We start from the raw sequence: 19631 nt of genomic DNA, 5'->3' as shown, positions 1-19631 counted from the left end.
TCTTTACTTGTTGAATAACATATGTAATAATTCGAATGAGATTGAGAATCATTATCAATTAAAGTTTTTGGAGGAATTCGTATGGAAAAAGCAAGCGTTGGGTATTTGTTTAAATTGGCTGGGAAATCCAGTATTTTGCTGCTGTTTTCTGCCATTTTTAGTATTGTTTCGGGAATTATGGATTTTGTGCCGTTAGTGATGTTGTATCGTGTGCTGATGTTTCTTTTTGGGAATAATCCCAATATTGATTTGGCGATGCAATATGCCATATATGCAGGGATTGCTATTATTGTGAAGTTTGTAGCACTGTTGATCAGTGGTTCATTGTCTCATATAGGGGCTTTTAATACGTTATACGAAATTCGTAAACGACTGAGTATTCATATTGCTACATTGAATTTAGGGTTTTTCACTAAAACAACTTCTGGAAAGCTGAAGAAAACCATCATTGAAGACACAGAGCGGATTGAAACGATGTTGGCCCATCAGGTACCAGATTTGGCCAAGGCCTTAGTGGTTCCGATTTTGATGTTTGGTTATTTATGTACGCTGCATGTCGGGTTGGCCTTATGTCTGCTTATCCCAATTGTAATTGGAGCTGTTGTATTGGCTGTTGGAATGCGTTCCAGCGGGAAATACATGAGCTGGTATCATAAGCTGGTCGGTCAGTTGAATTCTTCTATTATGCAGTTTATCAATGGGATGAATGTCATGAAATCCTTTAATGTAACTGCGAAAGGCTTCAAACAGTATTCTGATACGGTGGAGGAATACCATGAAATGTGGACGGATTGTACCCGCGCACAAGCATGGCCCTATGGACTATTTATGGTTCTAATTGAATCTGGTTTATTGTTTAGCTTTCCAATAGGGGGCTGGTTGTATTTACAGGGCAGTATTGATTTACCGACTTATTTATTTTTCTTGATTATGAGTATTGTTTTTCTTTCTTCCTTAAAAAGCTTAAGCGGATTTGCGGTGGCGATCAGTCAGATTTTGACTGGAACAGAAAAAATCAAGGATATTATGGATTTGCCGCAGCAGGGCTTTGGTTCTACTCATCAGGTACTGAATCAAGTGGAGGTTGCTTTTGAAAAGGTTCATTTTTCTTATGAGGAGGATGAAGTACTGCATGATGTTTCGTTAACGATCCTAGCCAATACGCTAACGGCCTTTGTAGGGGTATCTGGTTCAGGGAAATCAACAACAGCCCAATTGGTTCCGCGTTTTTGGGATATTCAAAAAGGTCAGATTCGTTTAAATGGTCAATCGATTGATACCTTCGACGAGTCGAGCTTAATGGAATCCATGAGCTTTGTTTTTCAGGATGCATTTATGCTGAGTGATACCATTCGCATGAATATTTTGGTTGGTAAAGATGAGGCAACGGAAGAAGAAGTTCAGGCGGCAGCCAAGGCGGCTCAAATTCATGAATTTATCATGAGTTTGCCAGATGGCTACGATACAGTAATGGGCGAAGCGGGCATAAAAATGTCTGGCGGGGAAAAACAACGGATTTGTATCGCTCGAGCTATCTTGAAGGATGCACCGCTGGTAATTTTCGATGAAGCGACCAGTTTTACCGATATTGAAAATGAACGGAAGATTCAGCTGGCATTAAATGAGCTGCTGCAAAATAAAACAACGATCATGATTGCTCATCGTCTGAATACCATTAAGCATGCCGATCAGATTTGTGTCTTTGACGAAGGAAGGATTATCGAGCGGGGAACGCATGAAGAGCTGCTGCATCGTAAAGGAAGCTACGCGAAGCTGTGGGCTATCTATGCAGAGGAGGGTCAAAATGATTAGTATCATTCGAAATGTGAAGGCTGTTACTGGAGATAATATTCAGCTGTTGTATAAACCGATTATGTTGTCGATTTTCGATGCCTTTTTGAATATGGTCTTTTATTCAGTCATGATTTTGGCAATTGTAAATTTGGTGTCTCAGCGATTTACTGAGACGTTTTTCTTCCAAGGTTTGGCAGTGTTGGCAATCGTTTTTGTTATTCGGGCAATTTTGGCACGGTATGTTTTTTACTCACTGCAGATGAACAGTTCGGCAATTGCCACTGAGTTACGTTTAAAATTGGCTGAGCATGTTCGCGGATTGAACTCGGGATATTTCAATCAGAACAGTGTCGGACGGTTAACCAGCTACTTTTCTACCGATATTTCTGATTTTGAGCAGGTATTGTCTCACAATTTAACAGATTTTATTCGGGCAATGTTCAGTGTGGGTGTCTGCATGTTGGGTGCCTTAATCATTGATTTTCGCTTTGCTGGGGTGATGGTGGTAATGATTCTGGTTGCTTTACCTTTAATGATTAAAGGAGGGGCGGTTGGACATAAGATTGCACCTGAGCATCGGGAAAAAATGAACGATGTAATTTCTCGCGTGGTTGAATACATTAACGGAATTAAAACGTTCCGTTTGTACCAGCTGACAGGAACAAAATTCAAACGGTTGGACCATTCCTTTAATGAATTGAAAAAATCATCGATTCGAGTGGAATTATCCATGATGCCCTATGTCATGATTTTTTCGACTATTGTTTCTTTTATGATTCCGATTGCGCTGATTTGGGGAACGAATCTGCTGTTGCAGGGCAATACCTCACCAGAACAATACATTGCGGTATTGATGCTGAGTGTATCAACCTCTAGTCAATTGATGATAATTGGTATGCTGTATCCAGAATTAAAGTACATTGCTAAATCAGCGGATAATTTGCGGCAGATTTTTGAAACACAGCCGTTGCCCTATACGAAGGAAAGCTTTGAGGGGATGGATCACCAAATTGACTTCAAAGATGTCTCTTTTAGCTATGAAAATGATGTTCCAGTATTGAAGAATTTAACTTTTACAGTAGAGGATGGCAAGACGACTGCGTTAGTTGGACCTTCCGGCTCTGGTAAATCAACAGTGATCAGTTTAATTTCACGTTTCTGGGATGTCTCAACAGGAACCATCACAATTGGTGGTGAGAATGTCCGAGAAATTCGCCCCGATGCTTTAACAGAAGAGATTACCTGTGTACTGCAGGATGTTTACTTGTTCAATGATACGATTTTGAACAATATTCGGATTGCCAAACCAGGGGCCTCTATGGAGGAGGTAGTCAAGGCTAGTCGGTTAGCCAATTGTCATGAGTTTATTATGCAGCAGGAGAATGGATATGATACGATGGTGGGTGAGGGCGGTTCAACCTTAAGCGGTGGAGAAAAACAACGTATATCAATCGCTCGTGCTTTATTGAAGGATGCCCCAGTTGTACTGTTGGATGAATCCACCTCCAGCTTGGATGCCGATAATGAAAAAGAAATTAATTTGGCTTTGGATCGGCTGATGGCTGAAAAAACTGTTGTGGTTATCGCTCATCGGTTGAACACAATTATTAACGCAGATCAAATCATCGTTCTATCAGAGGGCGAGATTTTGGAAAAAGGAACTCATCAGGAGCTTTGTCAAATGAAAGGCTGGTATGCTAAAATGATCCACGAGCAAAAGGTTGCTCGGACTTGGGTAGTTGGAGAGCCAATGGAATTAGAAGAAGCAAAATAAGCAGGAGGACTCTGGCTAAGGCTAGGGTCTTTTTGTAACTCTAAATTATCGTAGAATTTGTAAATTCTCATAGATGTTGATAAAATACAGATAGAATGAGAATTCACCGTGGGGGAAAAAAGATGAATATAAATAAACTTAACAAGATACTGACAGACATGGGGTTGTTTTTAGATTTTTCAGATATTCAGTTAGATATCCCTTTAGCCTTCAAAGCGAAGTATGAACTGTCAAAAGGCATACTCATGGAACCACAGCTTTCATTTTTACTTATTAAGGAAAAACGATCAGGATCAATTGAGGCATTTATAAAACAAGCAGAAGTGATGGGAAAGATTGCAGAACTGCCCTATGTGCTAGTTTTTTCCAAAATTTCGAAGGAAACGAAAAAACTCTTATTAAAAGCTAGAATTCCCTTTATGGATTACATAGGAAATCTTTTTCTTCCGCAGCTGGGAGCTGTATTGACGACAGAATTACCAGTTTTTAAGGATCAAAAGTTATCGCCTAGTGAACAATCGGTGTTTATCTATTTACTACTTAAGGAGACCGCTACAATTATTCCTGCTCAAATTTCGGAGAAGCTACATCTTTCAATAGCTACGGTATATCGAGTATTGAAAAGTTTTACTAACAGAGAATGGCTACGTTCAAAGCATGGTCTTTATCAATTCAATCAAGGATTGAAAGATATTTTTCAAGAATCTTTGGATTTGCTGAACAATCCGGTTAAAAAATGCGTATTTATAAATAGGAACTACTTCAATCAATTAATGGATAATCGGATGTTTAAGCAGGAGCTTAATTTGGCTGGACTAGCGGCCTTAAGTAAGCTATCTATGTTGGATGACTCACCCCCTGCTTTTGCTATTTCAAAGAGAACGTATCAACAAATAATGAAAGGAGACCCTAGCGGAAAACAATTTATTTTGGACAAGAAAGTAAAAAACGATATTGAACTGCAATTATGGGAGTACGCTCCGTTATCTATAGTTGATTCATTAGTAGATCCTATTTCTTTATTGCTGTCGTTAAAAGACAACGATGATCCAAGAGTTGAAATTGAACTAGAAAACTTGGAGTCTAAGATTATAAAAAAGCTGGAGGAAAAGGATGCCGATTAACGAAAGTCCAAAATTTTTAGCTGCGTTTAGTGGATTTGAAGATTACTATGTTCTTATTGGTGGAACAGCAACAGCTATCGTTTTAGCTGAATACAATATAAACAGCCGAACTACTCGTGATTACGATATTGTTATTATGGATGAGCAGAAAGATCAAACATTCTTTAAAGTAATAATAAACTTTTTAGAAGAGGGAGAGTATACTCCTGGTGTATCCGACAGAGAGGAAAGATTGTATCGGTTTACTAGTGTGAAGGAAGGGTATCCTAAAATGATTGAATTGTTCTGCATTAGACCTTGCTGGTTAGCTGGATACGGAAGGATAGCCCCAGTCCATTTTGAGGAAGATATGAGCCTCTCCGCTTTAGTATTAGACCCAGAATATTATGATTTACTGAAGAAAGGTCGAAGGATAAGAAAGGGGTATTCTGTGCTGAACAATGAGTACCTGATTGTTTTTAAGGCCAAAGCTTGGCTGGACTTAACCAAAAGACGACAGGAAGGTGCGGCTGTTGACAGTAAGAATATAAAAAAGCACTTAAATGATATTGCACGATTAACTGGTTCAATTAAGAGTAGGGAAAAGATAGCTATATCTAGAACTATTCAACAGGATATGAATAGTTTTCTTGAATTCTTGGAAAGCGATCTTTCCATCATTCCTCAAAACGAGGATATCCTTTTGGATCGACAGGGAATTTTTGAGCTGCTTAATGCTATGTTAAAATAAAATTCACAGAACATTATAATAGGAGGTTGCCAATGGAAATCAGAGAAGCGAAGCAGGCGGAGCTGCGTCCATTTTTAGCAGAAATTTTTGCTGAACAATACCGTCAGTTTTTTTCACAAGAGATGGAAGAGAAAAAGGAAATAGCTCTGGGTGCTTGGCAGGAGGACCAGCTGGTTGGAGGAATTACTGCGAAGTATCAGTACCAAACCTTACATGTTTCTATGCTGGCGGTTGATAACAACTCTCGGCATTCCGGTGTGGGCAGTCAGCTGCTAAAGGCGATGGAGCAGAAAGCTTTTTCTTTAGGAATGAACACCATTACCTTAACTACTAAGGAATATCAGGCCGCTGATTTTTATTTGAAAAATGGTTACCAAAAATTTGCCCAGCTGGATGATGTTCCGATGACTGGGATGACCAAATATTATTTTGTGAAAAGGAGAAAATAAATGGAACTAGTTGTAATGACAGAGGAGTTATCAGTTTTTCAGGTGTCTAATTTGAATCAGATTGATTTGAGTATTCGTCCTTTATTTATTGGGGCAACTGATGAAGAAAATTCGGTAGTAGCTCCCACGAAGACGGTACCTGAAGAGACAATTCAACGAGAAGATGATTGGCGGGGATTCAAAATTGAGGGTGTATTAGATTTCGCATTGGTTGGAATTTTAGCTAAGATTACCGGTATTTTGGCTGAAGAAAAAATCAGTGTGTTTGCGCTGTCCACTTACAATACGGATTACGTGTTGATTAAGCGCAATGATTTCGATGCCGCTTTAAAGGTATTGGCAACAAACGGGTACAAAATAAAAACCAGCGAGGCATAGGCCTCGTTGGTTTAGAAGTAATAATATTGAACAACTAAAAAAGTGATTAAGACTAAAATGCTCGGTAAAAAGTTGGATACACGAATTTTAGTCAGCTTAATGATGTTTAAGCCGATCCCTAAAATCATCAATCCGCCGATGGCACTGATTTCATGCATCAAAATATCCAACAGCTCTTGGGGCAAATATTTAACAATAAAGCTGGCAAAAATAGTAATGGCTCCTTGGTATAAAACCACAGGGAAGGCTGAAAATAATACACCTACTCCTAACGAAGCCGTCAGCATAATCGACATAAATCCATCCATCACGGATTTTGTGAACAGGGTCTGATGATTTCCAGCGACACCGCTCTCAATTGCACCGATGATCCCCATTGAACCAATTAAGTAAATCAAGGTGGCTGTCACGAATCCTTCGGCAAAGTTACTGTTGCCGCGAGCAAATTTACGTTCCAAAAATAGTCCCAGACGAGTCATGCTGTCTTCAATTTTTAGAAATTCCCCAATCATGCCGCCAATACAAATACTGATAATAATTAAAATAAAGGAGCTTGCCTGAATGGCCATTTGTATAGCCAAGGCAATAACCCCCAAGCTAATCCCCTTAGTGACCGTATCCTTGGTCTGTTCAGTAATATTTTTCAAGACAATTCCCGAGAGACTGCCTCCAATAATTGCTAACCCGTTAACGATTGACCCCAGTAACAGCATTCTGTCACACCTTTCCAGCAATTCTAAATTTTCTATGATAGAAACATTAAAATCTCAGTTATTCAACATACTACCACGACTTGTCAGATTTTAAAACAACTACATGAAAAAAGAGTGGAAGGACGCCACTCTTACACTTGTTGTTCACGTTTTGCCAAGGCTGGCATGACAAAGCCTAAGCCAATTAATACCACGATACCAACAATATTTAAAATTAATTCGTGCCAGAACAATGATGAGCCATAGGCAGCATCCTGCGGCAGAATACCAAAAACGGTTGCTAAAATGGTAATGATCAAGCACCACCAGCCGACAAATATGGCTCTCCGGTCATTTTTAATAAATACGTAGTCTGACTGAAATTTATGGCTGTCCATTCGAATGCGGATAAAGGCATAGAAAATCCAGCAGGTTACACCTGGAGAGATAATGCCGTTCAGGTTCAATAACCAGTTAAAGATGTCATTCATTTCAGGCAGGAAAACCCCTAGCAGTAGAATGAAGGCACTCAAGCTGGTTGTTAAAATGTAGCCATTAATTGGCAAGCCTTCAGCATTCAGCTTAGTCAATTTTTTCGGTAAAAATTGCTTGCCGGTGTCTGAAATCAGCATTCGGGTCATAGCATCCAACAAAACTGCTAGCAGGGCACACATATAAATAATTTGTGTGACAGCAAAAACGTACATTAAGGTGTTGCCTAAATGATAGAATTCCCCCAAGCGTTGAAAGGCATAATAGGAGCCATTCATTTTTAAATTGTTTGGCAAATGATGGGCATCAAAGAAGACACCTAAAGAAAACGACCCAAAGACAGTCAGAAAAATCGTCATAACCGTCAGCATTACCATCGCCCGTGGAAAATCTCGCGTAGGCTTCTTCATGCGAGTCACAAAGGGAGCGACCAGCTCAGCGCCGTTAATCGCATAAATCAACAGTCCAATTGTTGTCAGATAATGCAGATCGAATTTCGGCAGCAGCGTCCGCCAGGTCATGGGCTGCGTCTCTACATGACCATTGGGCATAAACAATGAAGTAAAGGTCATGAAGACAAACAGAATCGACAGGATAAACATCGCTCCGCCACCTAATGTGCTAAGGACCTCAAGTGACTTTTTAAAATGCCGCTGCAGGAAAATGAATGCTAAGAAAATGACGAAGGTCAGTAGGGCAAACATAGAGTTGGACATAGTGTCCTCTATCGAATCATTGCCGTTGATCAGCCAGCCTAAGCCGACCACCACGGCATTAGCGGTATCCACAACATAGGGGATCGAAGCCGCCCAATAGGTCCAAGCAGTGAAATAGCCCAGACGGTCGCCGCTGGTTCCCCGTACCCAAGAGCTAAGTCCACCACCCTCATGATTGAAGACAGAGCCTAATTGCCCCACCATTAATGAATAAGGAATGACATATAAAAGCAGTAAAATGATCCAAGAGGTAATAACACCCATTCCTTGGTTGGCAAAATTATAAATAATATCATCAAAGCCAATAACTGTGACAAAGGACATCAAGGCCAATACCGGCCAGGAAATAAATTTTTTCTTTTCTTCCATCTAAGAAACCTCCTATATGATTAAATGCCAGAGTACATTTCATCACATGGGGGCTTATTTCGATAGTCTTTTGCCATCAAGGAAACTTCCTTTCATATTAAAATACGATTTATCTTGCCATAAAAGAATAGCACTCGTCAACCGATAGGAGAAAACTATTTACTCGTGGCCCATAGACAAGTATTCTCTAATTTGTTATCTTAAAAAAAAGATCAAGGGGTGATTAGAGTGGGAGTAAAATTAAAAGATTTATTGTTGCTGCCTTCACTGCGGGAAGCTAAAGTGATTGCTGGGCATAACAGTTTAACCAGTACAGTGACTTCTTTATCTTTTTTAGAGGTTTCTGATATGGATTTTTTTGCGCAAGAAATTGCCTTTGAGAATGAATATTATGCAGGGGAGCTTGTGATTAGCTCATTTTTTAGCATTCGAAATGATGTAAAGAAACAGTGTGAGGCCGTTCGTTACCTTCACAGTATTGGAGAAATTGGTTTATTGCTCTATTATGTAGGGATTGTTCTGCCTGAACTATCACAGGAAGTTATTGAGGTTGCCGAAGAATTGGACTTTGTTATCATCCAAATGCCTAAAAACAATGTCTCTTTGCGTTACAACGAAGCAATTGTTGAAATAATGATGGAAATTCTACAGGAAAAATCACCGGACAATATCGTGAATGAGGTACTGGAAAAAGCTTCATTATTACCAGAGCATTTACGAAGTGTGGAAATGACGCTAAAAATATTATCAGATTTGCTGCGGGCTAATATTGTGTTGACCAATGCCGATGGAGAGGTAATCAATCAAATTAAATGGCCTAGAACGTCTACAATGGATGTTATCCACTTTATCCAGCAAAATCCGATTGAAGACGGCTTGCAGCTGCAGAAGGATGAATATTCTTTCTATTATAAAGAGATCTATCATAAAGACAATGGCGTATTGAAGCTTCATATAATTCGCGAGCATACTTTATTAACGCAGGTAGAATGCGAGCAATCGGTAGAATTGGTTCGGGTTTCCTTAAACCTTTGGGGGAAAAAGCACGGAGAAGTTAGCGAATATGCGCTAGTGCAGGCGATTCTAAATGACGAAAGCGAGAAAATGTATCGCTTAGCTAAGAGCTTATCAGTAGATGTTAAAGCCATTGATATGATGTGGCTGCTGCAATTAAACAATCTTCAACAGGAGAAGGAAATCAAGGAGGAGCTGCTGGAGCATGTAGCGAAATATTATCGAACCTGTGTTGTACAGGTGGTAGAAAATCGCCTAATCGTTCTATTAGGTAATTACCGCCATAACGATTCAGAGATTGAGCTTAGTAACGATTTTATGCGAATTACTCAGTACCAGCAGATGATTGATAGTATTGTTTTATGCCCAAGAATGCGCAATACCACAGATGTTCGGAATACTTATCAATTGATGAATGAGGTTTCGGATCAATTGCCATCAATCTATAAAGACCGTAAGAACTTCTCCATTAGTGAGATTCGTCAAGTTGCGTATGCCTTGAAGCTCGTACAATCGGGTGAGTCTGAGGTGGAGGAATGCTTGTCGATTTTGGAACCGATTATTGACAACAAAGAGTACTTAACCACTCTTTGCTGCTACCTGTTGGATGCCAGTGCTGATTTCCAACGCTGCAGTGAGCTGCTGTTTATCCATAAAAACACGGTAAAGTATCGTATTAAAAAGATCAGCGAGCTGCTAGGCTATAATATTACTTATTTTTCTGAAAGCTATGAATGTTATTTAGCATGTATGATTTATTGTGTGATTAATGACTAAGAATGAGGGAACCAAACTGTCTGATAAGCATTTTGGTTCTCTTTTTTGTACACATTCATCAGTAGAAAGACTGTTTTTCGGCCTGCATGACACCACAACATCGGTTTAAAATGAGATTTTTTTCATTTTAAACAAAATAATGCCATAATTTTTTCATTATGCAAAAGACGTGTTGCGCTTTCATCTTATATAATCGTAAGAACATAAGGGGGGAATAGACATGAATGAAGATAAGAATAATCAATCATGGCAGAGTTTAGCATTTGTTTGGGCCGGTGCAATGATTTGTGTACCAAGTTTAATGATTGGTGGTACGTTGGTTTCAGGCATGTCATTATTACAAGCCTTACTAGTAGGGCTTGTAGGTTACGGTATTATTGTCATATTAATGATCTTGCAGGGAATGCAGGGAGCGGATTTACATAAGCCGACGGTCAGCATGGCTTCACAGGTATTCGGCAAGGTAGGTTCACAAAAGATTATTTCGATTATTTTGATGATTGCCTGCTTAGGTTGGTTTGGAATTCAGGCCAACGTTTGTGGTCAGGCCTTCACGACTTTTTTAGCAATTTATGGAATTCAATTACCAATACAGCTTTCTTCTTTAATTTGGGGTGTCATTATGCTGGTGTCAGCACTTTATGGAATTAAGTTCTTGAATATCCTGAATTATGTGGCGGTACCGGTTTTAGTTGTAACTTGTATTTATGGAGTAATCGTATCGATTAGCAATAGCTCAGTAAGTGAAGTTTTTAGCTACCAAGGAACTGGCGATGTATCGATGGCGTCAGGCTTAGCGATTACGATTGGCTCTTTTGCATTAGGAGCAGTAATTGCTGGCGACTATTCACAATATTGTGCTTCACGAGGAGATGTTATTAAGGCAGCAACTTTAGGAATTTTGCCTTCGGGTGTATTGATGATTGGCGTTGGAGCAATCCTAACATTGACTGCGGGTACTGCGGATATTGCCGAAGTATTTATGGGATTGGGCTCTCCGGTTTTAGGGGTGATTGCGTTGATTCTTGCTACCTGGACCACCAATGCAGTAAATGCCTTTTCAGGCGGTTTGGCGATGATTAATGTATTCAATATTTCCAAGGAAAAAGAAAAAATGGCAGTTGCTGTGGCTGGTGGAATCGGAACCATCTTGGCAGTTGTCGGGATTTTAAATTACTTTGTACCGATTATGTCAGTTTTGTCGGCAATGGTTCCTGCGGTGGCAGGTGTAATGATTGCTTCTTACTGGGTAGTCCAAAAGGGAAATCCAGGAAAATGGCATCCAGTAGCTGGAGTCAATTGGTTAGGGATTATCTCTTGGTTAATCGGTGCGGTGGTTGCTAGTACGCCGGTAATTTTTAGTTTCTTTCCAAGCTTGCCGCAATTACCGAATCAGCCGTTGATTGGAATTGTTTTATCGTTTATTTGCTATTTGATCGGCAATAAGGTTTTTGTGAAGCAGTCAACCAACATTCGTGAAGTGGAGGAATAGAAGTATGCGCTATTTAGATCAAGAAGCAATTGAAGACATCGCAGTCGGGGCAGCCTTTTTAGGGACCGGCGGTGGTGGAGATCCTTATATCGGAAAAATGATGGCCTTATCGGCGATTAAAGAATTTGGACCAGTCAAAATGGTCTCTCCGGAAGAGGTTGGTGACGAAGATTTCTTCTTACCATCTGCTATGATGGGGGCACCCTCGGTTTTAATTGAGAAGTTTCCGAAGGGTGATGAATTTGTACGAGTTTTTGAAAAACTAGGCCACTATTTAGGGGTTGATACGGTTGCTGGTACTTTTCCAATGGAGGCTGGTGGTGTGAATTCGATGATTCCCATCGTAGTAGCCGCTTCCTTAAAAATTCCATTGGTGGATTGCGATGGGATGGGTCGAGCCTTTCCTGAATTACAAATGACGACTTTTAATTTAGGCGGCGTTTCAGCAGCTCCTATGGCAATTACTGACGAAAAGGGTAATATCGGTATCATGGAAACCATCAGCAACAAATGGACCGAACGCTTGGCACGAGTGCAAACGGTGGAAATGGGTGCTAGCACCTTGGTAAGTCTGTATCCATCTACCGGTCGTCAGTTAAAAGATCATGGCATCCACAATATTGTGACATTTTCTGAGAAAATTGGCCAAGTTATTCGCAGCAATGAAGCGGATGAGGCAACTAAGCTAGCAAACTTGTTGAAGCTGATTAATGGCACACAATTGTTTGAAGGAAAGATCATTGATGTGATTCGTCGGCTAGAGGGTGGATTTAATTTTGGTGAAGCGACGATCGAAGGCCTGAATCAAGATCTTGGATCTGAAACAAAGATTTTCTTCCAAAATGAAAACTTGATTGCGGAAAAAGATGGCGTACCAATGGCGATGACACCGGATTTGATTTGTATGGTGGATTTAGAGACGCTCATGCCAGTGACCACAGAAGCCTTGAAATACGGGAAACGGGTGCGGGTAATCGCCTTGCCGTGTGATGAAAAATGGCGAACAGAAGTGGGGATTGCTACAGTTGGTCCGCGTTACTTCGGCTACGATTTGGATTATATTCCTTTAGAAGAAATGCTGGCACAAGGAGGAGAAGCGCATGTATAAGATTGGGATTGATGTCGGTGGAACGAATACCGATGCAGTAATTATTGATGAACAATTAGCGCTTGTGCATGGTGTCAAGGTGCCGACTAGCGAGGATATCCAAACAGGGATTGAACAAGCTTTGCATAAAGTAATGGCTGAGTCGAAAATCGATCCAGCAACGATTAGCCACGCGATGCTAGGAACCACCCAATGTACCAATGCTATCGTGGAACGCAAGAAATTATCCAAGGTTGGCGTTATTCGTTTGGGCTATCCAGCGACTGGTTCTGTCAAGCCTTACACGGCCTGGCCAGAAGACATGATTGCTACTTTAGGTGAAAATTACGAGCTGCTGCATGGCGGCTATGAGTACGATGGGCAAAACTTGAGCGAACTGGATGAAGCTGAAGTGAAGGCTGCTTTGCTTAAATGGCAGGGTAAGATTGAGTCCTTAGCAATAGTTGGCGTATTTTCTTCTTTGAAAAATGATCAAGAATTTCAGGTAGCAGGATGGTCTAAAGAGATTTTAGGGGAAGAAATTCCAGTTTCTTGTTCTGCTACTATTGGTTCAGTTGGATTAATTGAACGAGAGAATGCGACAATCCTAAATGCGGCTTTAGATAAGGTTATGAACATTACCAGCAATGGATTTGAGCGTGCGCTGGAAAGCGAAGGCATCCGATCAGCAGAAGTTTATCTTTGTCAAAATGATGGAACATTGATGTCGATTGACTACGCGCGTCAATTCCCAATTTTAACGATTGCATGTGGTCCAACCAATAGTATTCGTGGGGCTTCCTATTTAGCACAGCTAAAAAATGCGATTGTACTGGATGTTGGCGGCACAACCTCTGATTTAGGGGTATTAACTGACGGTTTCCCACGGGAGTCATCATTGGCTGTAGATGTTGGTGGAATTCGTACCAATTTCCGAATGCCTGATATCATTTCTATTGGACTTGGCGGAGGCAGTATCGTGCGAGAAGTGGATGGTAAGGTAACGGTGGGTCCAGACAGTGTCGGTTACAAAATTACCACCGAAGCCAAGGTGTTTGGTGGTGACCAAATTACTGCTACTGATATTGCTGTTCGTTTAGGGAAAGCCCAGGTGGGCGATGCAAGCCTGGCAGTGGACATTCCATTGGAGTTTGCGGAAAGAGCTTGCCAGACGATTAAGAAAATGACGGAAGAAGCCATCGACAAAATGAAAACCAGCTCGGGTGATGTGGAGTTGGTGCTAGTAGGTGGTGGTGCGATCATTATCCCTGAAAACTTAAAAGGTGTCGCAAAGGCATATTACAACGAACACGGCGGTGTTGCCAATGCCATTGGCGCATCAATCGCTCAAATCAGCGGTCAGTATGAACAAATATACATTTATACTAAAATGGACCGCAAAGACAGTTTGGCAGATGCTCGAACAAAGGCAACACAGCAAGCCATATTAGCTGGCGCGATTGAGGAAACAATTGAACTGGTTGAAGTAGAAGAAACACCACTTGCTTATCATCCAGAAAATGCGACGCGCCTAAGAGTCAAGGTTGTCGGAAAAATGGAATAATACATGAGAACGAATCAGAATGCTGCCAAGTGTTTTGATTCGTTTTTTTGTCAGTCTTAAAAAAGCTCTTGTTTACTAGAAGGCGTTTTTTCGTCAGAATATCAATTGAAAAGTGATTATTTTTGAAGAAAAATGAAAGAAAATTCGTGATTTTTTCATTTCTTCTTTTTTTCCTGTTAGAATGAGAGAAGGGGGTGACGGTATGATCGAAACAGAGCGGTTAGCTTTAAGAGAATGGACAGCCGATAATCTTCCTGACTTAAAGCGCTTTTTGCAGGATTCAGAAGTGATGTGGGCCTATGAACATGCCTTTTCCAATGAGGAAGTATCTAATTGGCTGCAGTGGAATTTGGATTCTTATCAAGCAAATGGGTATGGACTTTGGGCGATGCTATGTAAATCAACCGGTGAAATTATTGGTGAATGCGGAATTACGCAACAGACGGTTGAAGGTACAGTTTATCCAGAAATTGGCTATCATTTAGTCAAGACTCACTGGCATCAAGGCTTTGCTGTTGAAGCTGCAAGAGCAGTGAAGGATTGGGGATTTAAAGAAAAGCAGTTTCCTGAGTTGGTTTCCACCATCAGAGATACCAATCTGGCCTCGATGAATGTGGCGATCCGCAATGGAATGATTGTTAAGAAACGATTTATTAAACAGTATCGAGGAATCGAGATGCCTCATTATTTGTTTGGCGTAAAAAAAGATGCCCGTTCTACTTTTTCCAGAGAAAAACTGGACGAGAAGAAGTAAAGGATTGGTAAGTAAAATTACGCAGGAAGCAGTTAGCAGAAAGGTATACGAGTCAAAAAACAAACTCAATTTTTAGAGAAAAATGAATACATTATTAATGAGACAGGAGGAATGGCGAATAAATGAAGAAAACCTTCAAGGAAGTGATAATGGCCATTGTGCCAATGACGGTGTTGATTATAATTCTGACCCTTATTTTTGCTCCACTAGAAGCAGAAGGAATGATTACCTTTCTGGTTGGTGCAGGAATAATGATGATCGGAATGACGTTGTTTTTGTTTGGGTCGGACTACTCCATGATGGAGGTAGGGGACCTTTTAGGAAAGTTTTTGATCAAAAAGCGGAGTTTTCCCTTATTGATAAGTTTAGCCTTTATTATTGGAATTGTGATTACGATTGCTGAGCCTTCTGTGCAGGTATTGGCTCAACAGGTTCGAGAAATTTCCGATGGGGCGATTCCCCGGACAATTTTGATTGGTGTAGTAAGTGTCGGGACGGGAATTTTTCTGGCCTTTGCAGTCATGCGGATGGTCTTCAAATTTTCGTACTTGAAAATGATGGCGATTGGCTATGCAGCTATTTTGATTGCTTCATTTTTCACTGATCCGCAATTTATGCCGATTGCCTTTGATGCCGGCGGAGTAACTACCGGACCGGTAACGGTACCCTTTATTTTATCCTTTGCTACCGGGTTAACCAGTATGGTTCGCCAAGGTAAACATGAAAATGACAGCTTTGGTATGGTGGGTGTGTCCTCACTAGGTCCAGTTTTAGCTGTGATGTTGTTGGGAGTGATCTTCCGATGAGTATTGATTTCGCTGATGTTTTAGACCGAGTGATTACTGGAATTGGCGGTGTTACTTGGGATGTTGTTCTTTCAGTGGCTCCGATTGTTTTGATTTTTGTTGTATTAAACGCAACCAGCTTTAAGCTGCGAAAGCGGCGCTTTGCAACGATTATGAAAAGTTTTTTGATTACTACTGTGGGTCTGATTCTGTTTTTGCACGGTGTAAATATTGCCTACTTGCCAATTGGACAACATTTAGGCGGTGCAATTGCAGCTATGGACAATAACTGGATTTTGATTCCTTTAGGTTTTGCGATGGGATTTTTAGTCGGTTTTGCAGAACCAGCTATTCACGTGATGGTCAAGCAGGTAGAAGAACAAAGTGAAGGTCGGATTAATGGAAATGTACTGTTGGCGTCGATTTCAATTGGGATTGGTTTGGCTGTCAGTCTGTCTATGTGGCGTTTGTTAGCCGGCTTTTCATTGTATTACTTTTTAATTCCAGGGTACTTATTGGTCTTTATTTTAGGACGGAAAGTCGATAAAATGTTTTTAGCGATGGCCTTTGATAATGGTGGTGTCGCCACTGGTCCAATGTGTTCCACTTTTATATTAGCCATGTGTGTCGCAATTGCAGCACAGATTGAAGGACGCGATCCTATGATTGATGGCTTCGGTGTTGTTGCAATGATTGCTCTAACCCCTATTTTAACTACGTTAGTTTTAGGGTATATTTATAAGAAGAAGGATGACCTGGATCAAAAACGAAAACAAGCTTTACAGGACAGTGAGGGAGAAGAGAATGGGTAAATTAGTGGCATTGCACTTGAAGATGATTGTAACGATTGTTGATGGAGGAACGGGACAGGATGTCGTTGATTTCTCAAAAGAGGCTGGAGCGGTAGGAGGAACCATCCTTCATGGCAGAGGATCGGGTGTACATGATGCTGGTAAATTTTTTGGCTTGGACATTCAACCGGAAAAGGACATTGTATTGACCTTAGTTCCTGCCGAAATGGAGCTGTCAGTCATGGAAATGATTGGTAAAGGCATTAAGATCGATAAGCCCGGTAATGGAGTCTGCTTCTCAATTGATATCGAAAAAGCCATGGGTATGACCTCCATTAAGAGCTTTGGTGAAACGAAGACGATGGATGAGTTAAATAGTTAAAGAAATAATGCGAACATCAGTAAAAGGCAGAAGAGCCGATTGCTGATGTTTTTTTGCATAGGAGTTCTTTTTTCAGTTTATCTATATCTATAATATGTATGTACGTTATAATGTACCTATGAAAAAGAGATGATCTAAATGGAAAATCAAGCGTATCAAACATAATCAATGGTTGTTGTTTCTGATTTTTTGATTTTATTCGTGCACAATCTTCGTAAGAGAAAAGCGAAGGGATGCTTCTGAGAATAGTGTCTGATCAAACTGTGCGAAGATTACCTTGCCAGATGAAGAAAGATGAGGGAGTCGCAAATGGAAAAAATGAAACGTATTGGGCAAAATAAGCTTTTATTGGTATTACTTCTGTTAGTGATCGGAATTGCAGTTGGATGGTTGATGACCAAGAAGCAATCCGTTCTGAATTTGGGTATTCTTCTGTTATTTGTGGTAGCAAATAAGCAAATCGCCCGCAAAAAAAATTCGAAGTAAGTCATGAAGTTTTTTTGATCTTTTGAATCATTCAATCAAGTCAGTCTTGCCAGTGCTCTTTTATATGCGTAGGCCAGGCTTTTTTGTCTCGTGTCATTAAGACAGAATAGCAAAAAGGAAGGTGCGTAAACATCCTTCCAATGATTATTCAACACCTTTACTTTTCGTAAATCGCCACACATCGTGCCGTATATCCTGGAGCACCAGTCACATTCGGGAAGCTGCAGCAAATAATTGCACCAGTTGCTGGAAGATTATCTAAGCTCCGCTAAATCAGTGTAGAAAACAGATTTTGAAGTTATTTTTTGCCAGAAATTGGACTGAGCATCGGGGTTACATGTTCAAGGTACCACGAAAGCGATATAATCAGAGAAATAAACGATGGATCCAGCAACTTTTTAGCTTTATCTATCAGAGCATCCAGCATTCATTTAATTTTTTATCGTTTCGGCAGGTTCTCAAAATAAACTCCTTCAAAAATTAGACGGGTCAATAACTCATAGTACCCCTCACAATTGGTTTCAATCGCAAACATTCTTTCGTTTTCACAATAGATAATCAAAGTAAGATTCATCCCGAATCTCACTTTAGTTATTTCCTCAAACAGAAAGGTCGTTTTTTTCAAAATACTTCTATAGCTGATCTCTCGATCACACACGGTGACTCGCCGTATGTGGTAATAAACAATCATATAAAAGATACCATTCAAAAGAATCAGAGCCCAAATGAGGGTCATTATAGAGGAAATTCCCTCCTGAATAAGCAAGCCCCAAAATAGAATGGAGCAGAAGAGAACAAAGATTAAGAGCAATAATTTTACAGATTTTGACTCTTGAACAATGAAATGACTGGACACTTTTTTAGCAAATCTTGCTTTTATTATCGATTTTTTCAGCTTCGTTTCCCGGTGATGCATCACTACTTTGATGATCTCAGGGAAACATATGAAAATAGAAAATAAGCAGACAAAAACAACCACGCCCATACAACTACTCCTTGATAATTTTGATAAAGAGTGACTTTCCATCCAATTGCTGCTGACTGTCTTTGAAGCAGTCTTTCTATGTAATAGTATACACAATAATGCAGAAGAATTCTTTTTGAGCTTTCGATCCGAAGGTTGGAAAATTTCTGGTGATTAATGATTGCTCTTGTACAATATAAGGCGGATAAAACGTTATTTTATCATAGCAGAACCTCTAAATAGGGCTGGATTTTTGACTCCAGATTAAACAGCCGAGCATAGTTTAGCAATTTAGGGATATCTTTCTGATCTGAGCACAGGTAGTGCTTTAAAGCAGCAAAAAATTGTTCCTTGTCTGCTGTGTATTTGGGTTTAAGTAAATCAAGCAAGGTTCGCTCAATCTCGTAAACATGAATGGTTGTTCCGCCCGATCGCGAAACAGGACGGATGCCGACAGTCACATCTTTGCTGATAATTGGCTGAATCTCGGCATTTTTCGCCCGCAGCGAATTAAAACCTACGGGAAAGGTCATGTGAAGCTGCTGAGGCTCTTGATCAAGATGATCCAACAGGTGCAAAGCTGTTTCGTGAGAAAAAACGCCTTGCGGAAAGCGGTACTGAAGCAGAAAGTAACGATCAACGCACTCCGAATTCATCGCATAAATGCCTCGCTCAATTCGTGAGATCAGCTTCTGGTCCTCCAGCTGAGACAAAATTCTTCGGGACAAGCCATTTTCCGTCACCATTTTAGTCGTGATAAGTCCGTGTTCTTCTAGTATGCGTAAAATTTTTTTCTTTTGTGACATGAAAACTACCCTTCTAAAAAGAACGAAAATGCTAAGATGATATAACTGAGTTAGCATATTTGTTCCTTTAATTAAATGATTGGAGAGACGAAATCCCCTTAATCAGATTATACGTATTCTTAACAGAAAGCAACTAGTTATTGTCAATGAATTCTAAAATTTTCACAGAAAAAGCGTTGCTTTTAAGGCGATTATTTGATATTTTTCAAAT

Annotated in this window: 19 protein-coding genes; 15 read left to right on the top strand and 4 right to left on the bottom strand. The window is 40.2% G+C overall.

Going from position 1 to position 19631, the window contains the following annotated elements; genetic code table 11:
- Positions 1–81 precede the first annotated feature (81 nt).
- From IGI46_RS17155 to IGI46_RS17130, 6 genes are all read left to right on the top strand, one after another.
- Positions 82–1812, top strand: a complete 1731-nt coding sequence (locus IGI46_RS17155; protein WP_429973889.1) for an ABC transporter ATP-binding protein — start codon at positions 82–84, stop codon at positions 1810–1812.
- Complete coding sequence (locus IGI46_RS17150) at positions 1805–3568, top strand: ABC transporter ATP-binding protein (RefSeq protein WP_429973888.1); 1764 nt, start codon at positions 1805–1807, stop codon at positions 3566–3568. The genes IGI46_RS17155 and IGI46_RS17150 overlap by 8 nt, the downstream gene beginning before the upstream one ends.
- Before the next feature lie 122 nt (positions 3569–3690).
- Complete coding sequence (locus tag IGI46_RS17145) at positions 3691–4692, top strand: hypothetical protein (protein ID WP_429973887.1); 1002 nt, start codon at positions 3691–3693, stop codon at positions 4690–4692.
- On the top strand, positions 4682–5422 hold the full coding sequence (locus IGI46_RS17140; RefSeq protein WP_429973886.1) for a hypothetical protein: 741 nt from the start codon (positions 4682–4684) through the stop codon (positions 5420–5422). The genes IGI46_RS17145 and IGI46_RS17140 overlap by 11 nt, the downstream gene beginning before the upstream one ends.
- A 32-nt stretch (positions 5423–5454) precedes the next feature.
- A complete protein-coding gene (locus IGI46_RS17135) occupies positions 5455–5871 on the top strand; it encodes a GNAT family N-acetyltransferase (protein ID WP_429973885.1) in 417 nt (138 codons plus the stop codon).
- Entirely contained in the window at positions 5872–6249 is a 378-nt protein-coding gene (locus tag IGI46_RS17130; protein ID WP_429973884.1) for an ACT domain-containing protein, read from the top strand.
- 11 nt (positions 6250–6260) lie between these two features.
- On the opposite strand, the gene IGI46_RS17125 is transcribed toward IGI46_RS17130, so the two are convergent.
- On the bottom strand, positions 6261–6962 hold the full coding sequence (locus IGI46_RS17125) for a DUF554 domain-containing protein (protein WP_207701068.1): 702 nt from the start codon (positions 6960–6962) through the stop codon (positions 6261–6263).
- A gap of 131 nt (positions 6963–7093) precedes the next feature.
- Positions 7094–8518 (bottom strand): amino acid permease, encoded by a 1425-nt coding sequence (locus tag IGI46_RS17120; protein ID WP_429973883.1) that lies wholly within the window; start codon positions 8516–8518, stop codon positions 7094–7096.
- Between the two features lie 228 nt (positions 8519–8746).
- On the opposite strand from IGI46_RS17120, the gene IGI46_RS17115 reads away from it, so the two are divergent.
- The 9 genes from IGI46_RS17115 (at position 8747) to IGI46_RS17075 (ending at position 17650) form a co-directional block, all read left to right on the top strand.
- Positions 8747–10309, top strand: a complete 1563-nt coding sequence (locus IGI46_RS17115; protein ID WP_429973882.1) for a PucR family transcriptional regulator — start codon at positions 8747–8749, stop codon at positions 10307–10309.
- A 220-nt stretch (positions 10310–10529) separates the two neighbouring features.
- A complete protein-coding gene (locus tag IGI46_RS17110) occupies positions 10530–11801 on the top strand; it encodes a cytosine permease (RefSeq protein ID WP_429973881.1) in 1272 nt (423 codons plus the stop codon).
- 4 nt (positions 11802–11805) lie between these two features.
- Positions 11806–12909 (top strand): DUF917 domain-containing protein, encoded by a 1104-nt coding sequence (locus IGI46_RS17105; protein WP_429964155.1) that lies wholly within the window; start codon positions 11806–11808, stop codon positions 12907–12909.
- A complete protein-coding gene (locus IGI46_RS17100; RefSeq protein WP_429973880.1) occupies positions 12902–14452 on the top strand; it encodes a hydantoinase/oxoprolinase N-terminal domain-containing protein in 1551 nt (516 codons plus the stop codon). The genes IGI46_RS17105 and IGI46_RS17100 overlap by 8 nt, the downstream gene beginning before the upstream one ends.
- Positions 14453–14654: 202 nt before the next feature.
- Positions 14655–15206, top strand: a complete 552-nt coding sequence (locus IGI46_RS17095) for a GNAT family N-acetyltransferase (RefSeq protein WP_429973879.1) — start codon at positions 14655–14657, stop codon at positions 15204–15206.
- Positions 15207–15328: 122 nt separating this feature from the next.
- On the top strand, positions 15329–16012 hold the full coding sequence (locus IGI46_RS17090) for a DUF1538 domain-containing protein (protein ID WP_207701075.1): 684 nt from the start codon (positions 15329–15331) through the stop codon (positions 16010–16012).
- On the top strand, positions 16009–16803 hold the full coding sequence (locus IGI46_RS17085; RefSeq protein WP_207701076.1) for a DUF1538 domain-containing protein: 795 nt from the start codon (positions 16009–16011) through the stop codon (positions 16801–16803). Before IGI46_RS17090 ends, IGI46_RS17085 begins: the two co-directional genes overlap by 4 nt.
- On the top strand, positions 16796–17164 hold the full coding sequence (locus IGI46_RS17080; RefSeq protein WP_207701077.1) for a P-II family nitrogen regulator: 369 nt from the start codon (positions 16796–16798) through the stop codon (positions 17162–17164). The genes IGI46_RS17085 and IGI46_RS17080 overlap by 8 nt, the downstream gene beginning before the upstream one ends.
- A gap of 309 nt (positions 17165–17473) precedes the next feature.
- The gene (locus IGI46_RS17075) at positions 17474–17650 is read left to right on the top strand and encodes a hypothetical protein (protein ID WP_429973878.1); all 177 of its coding nucleotides are present in this window, start codon (positions 17474–17476) and stop codon (positions 17648–17650) included.
- A 439-nt stretch (positions 17651–18089) separates the two neighbouring features.
- Here the strand turns inward: IGI46_RS17075 and IGI46_RS17070 are convergent, their stop codons facing one another.
- Together IGI46_RS17070 and IGI46_RS17065 are read right to left on the bottom strand one after the other, a co-directional pair.
- Positions 18090–18635 carry a DUF6560 family protein gene (locus IGI46_RS17070; RefSeq protein WP_429973877.1) on the bottom strand — a complete coding sequence of 182 codons (546 nt, stop codon included), beginning with the start codon at positions 18633–18635 and terminating at the stop codon, positions 18090–18092.
- A gap of 200 nt (positions 18636–18835) precedes the next feature.
- Positions 18836–19420, bottom strand: a complete 585-nt coding sequence (locus IGI46_RS17065; RefSeq protein ID WP_429973876.1) for a type IV toxin-antitoxin system AbiEi family antitoxin domain-containing protein — start codon at positions 19418–19420, stop codon at positions 18836–18838.
- Between the last annotated feature and the right edge of the window lie 211 nt (positions 19421–19631).

It is taken from the genome of Enterococcus sp. AZ163 (assembly GCF_050498925.1).
In the GTDB taxonomy this organism is placed as follows: domain Bacteria; phylum Bacillota; class Bacilli; order Lactobacillales; family Enterococcaceae; genus Enterococcus_A; species Enterococcus_A ferrettii.
The sequence above is the reverse complement of the archived record's forward strand: the minus strand, read 5'-3'. Positions and strand labels throughout refer to the sequence as shown.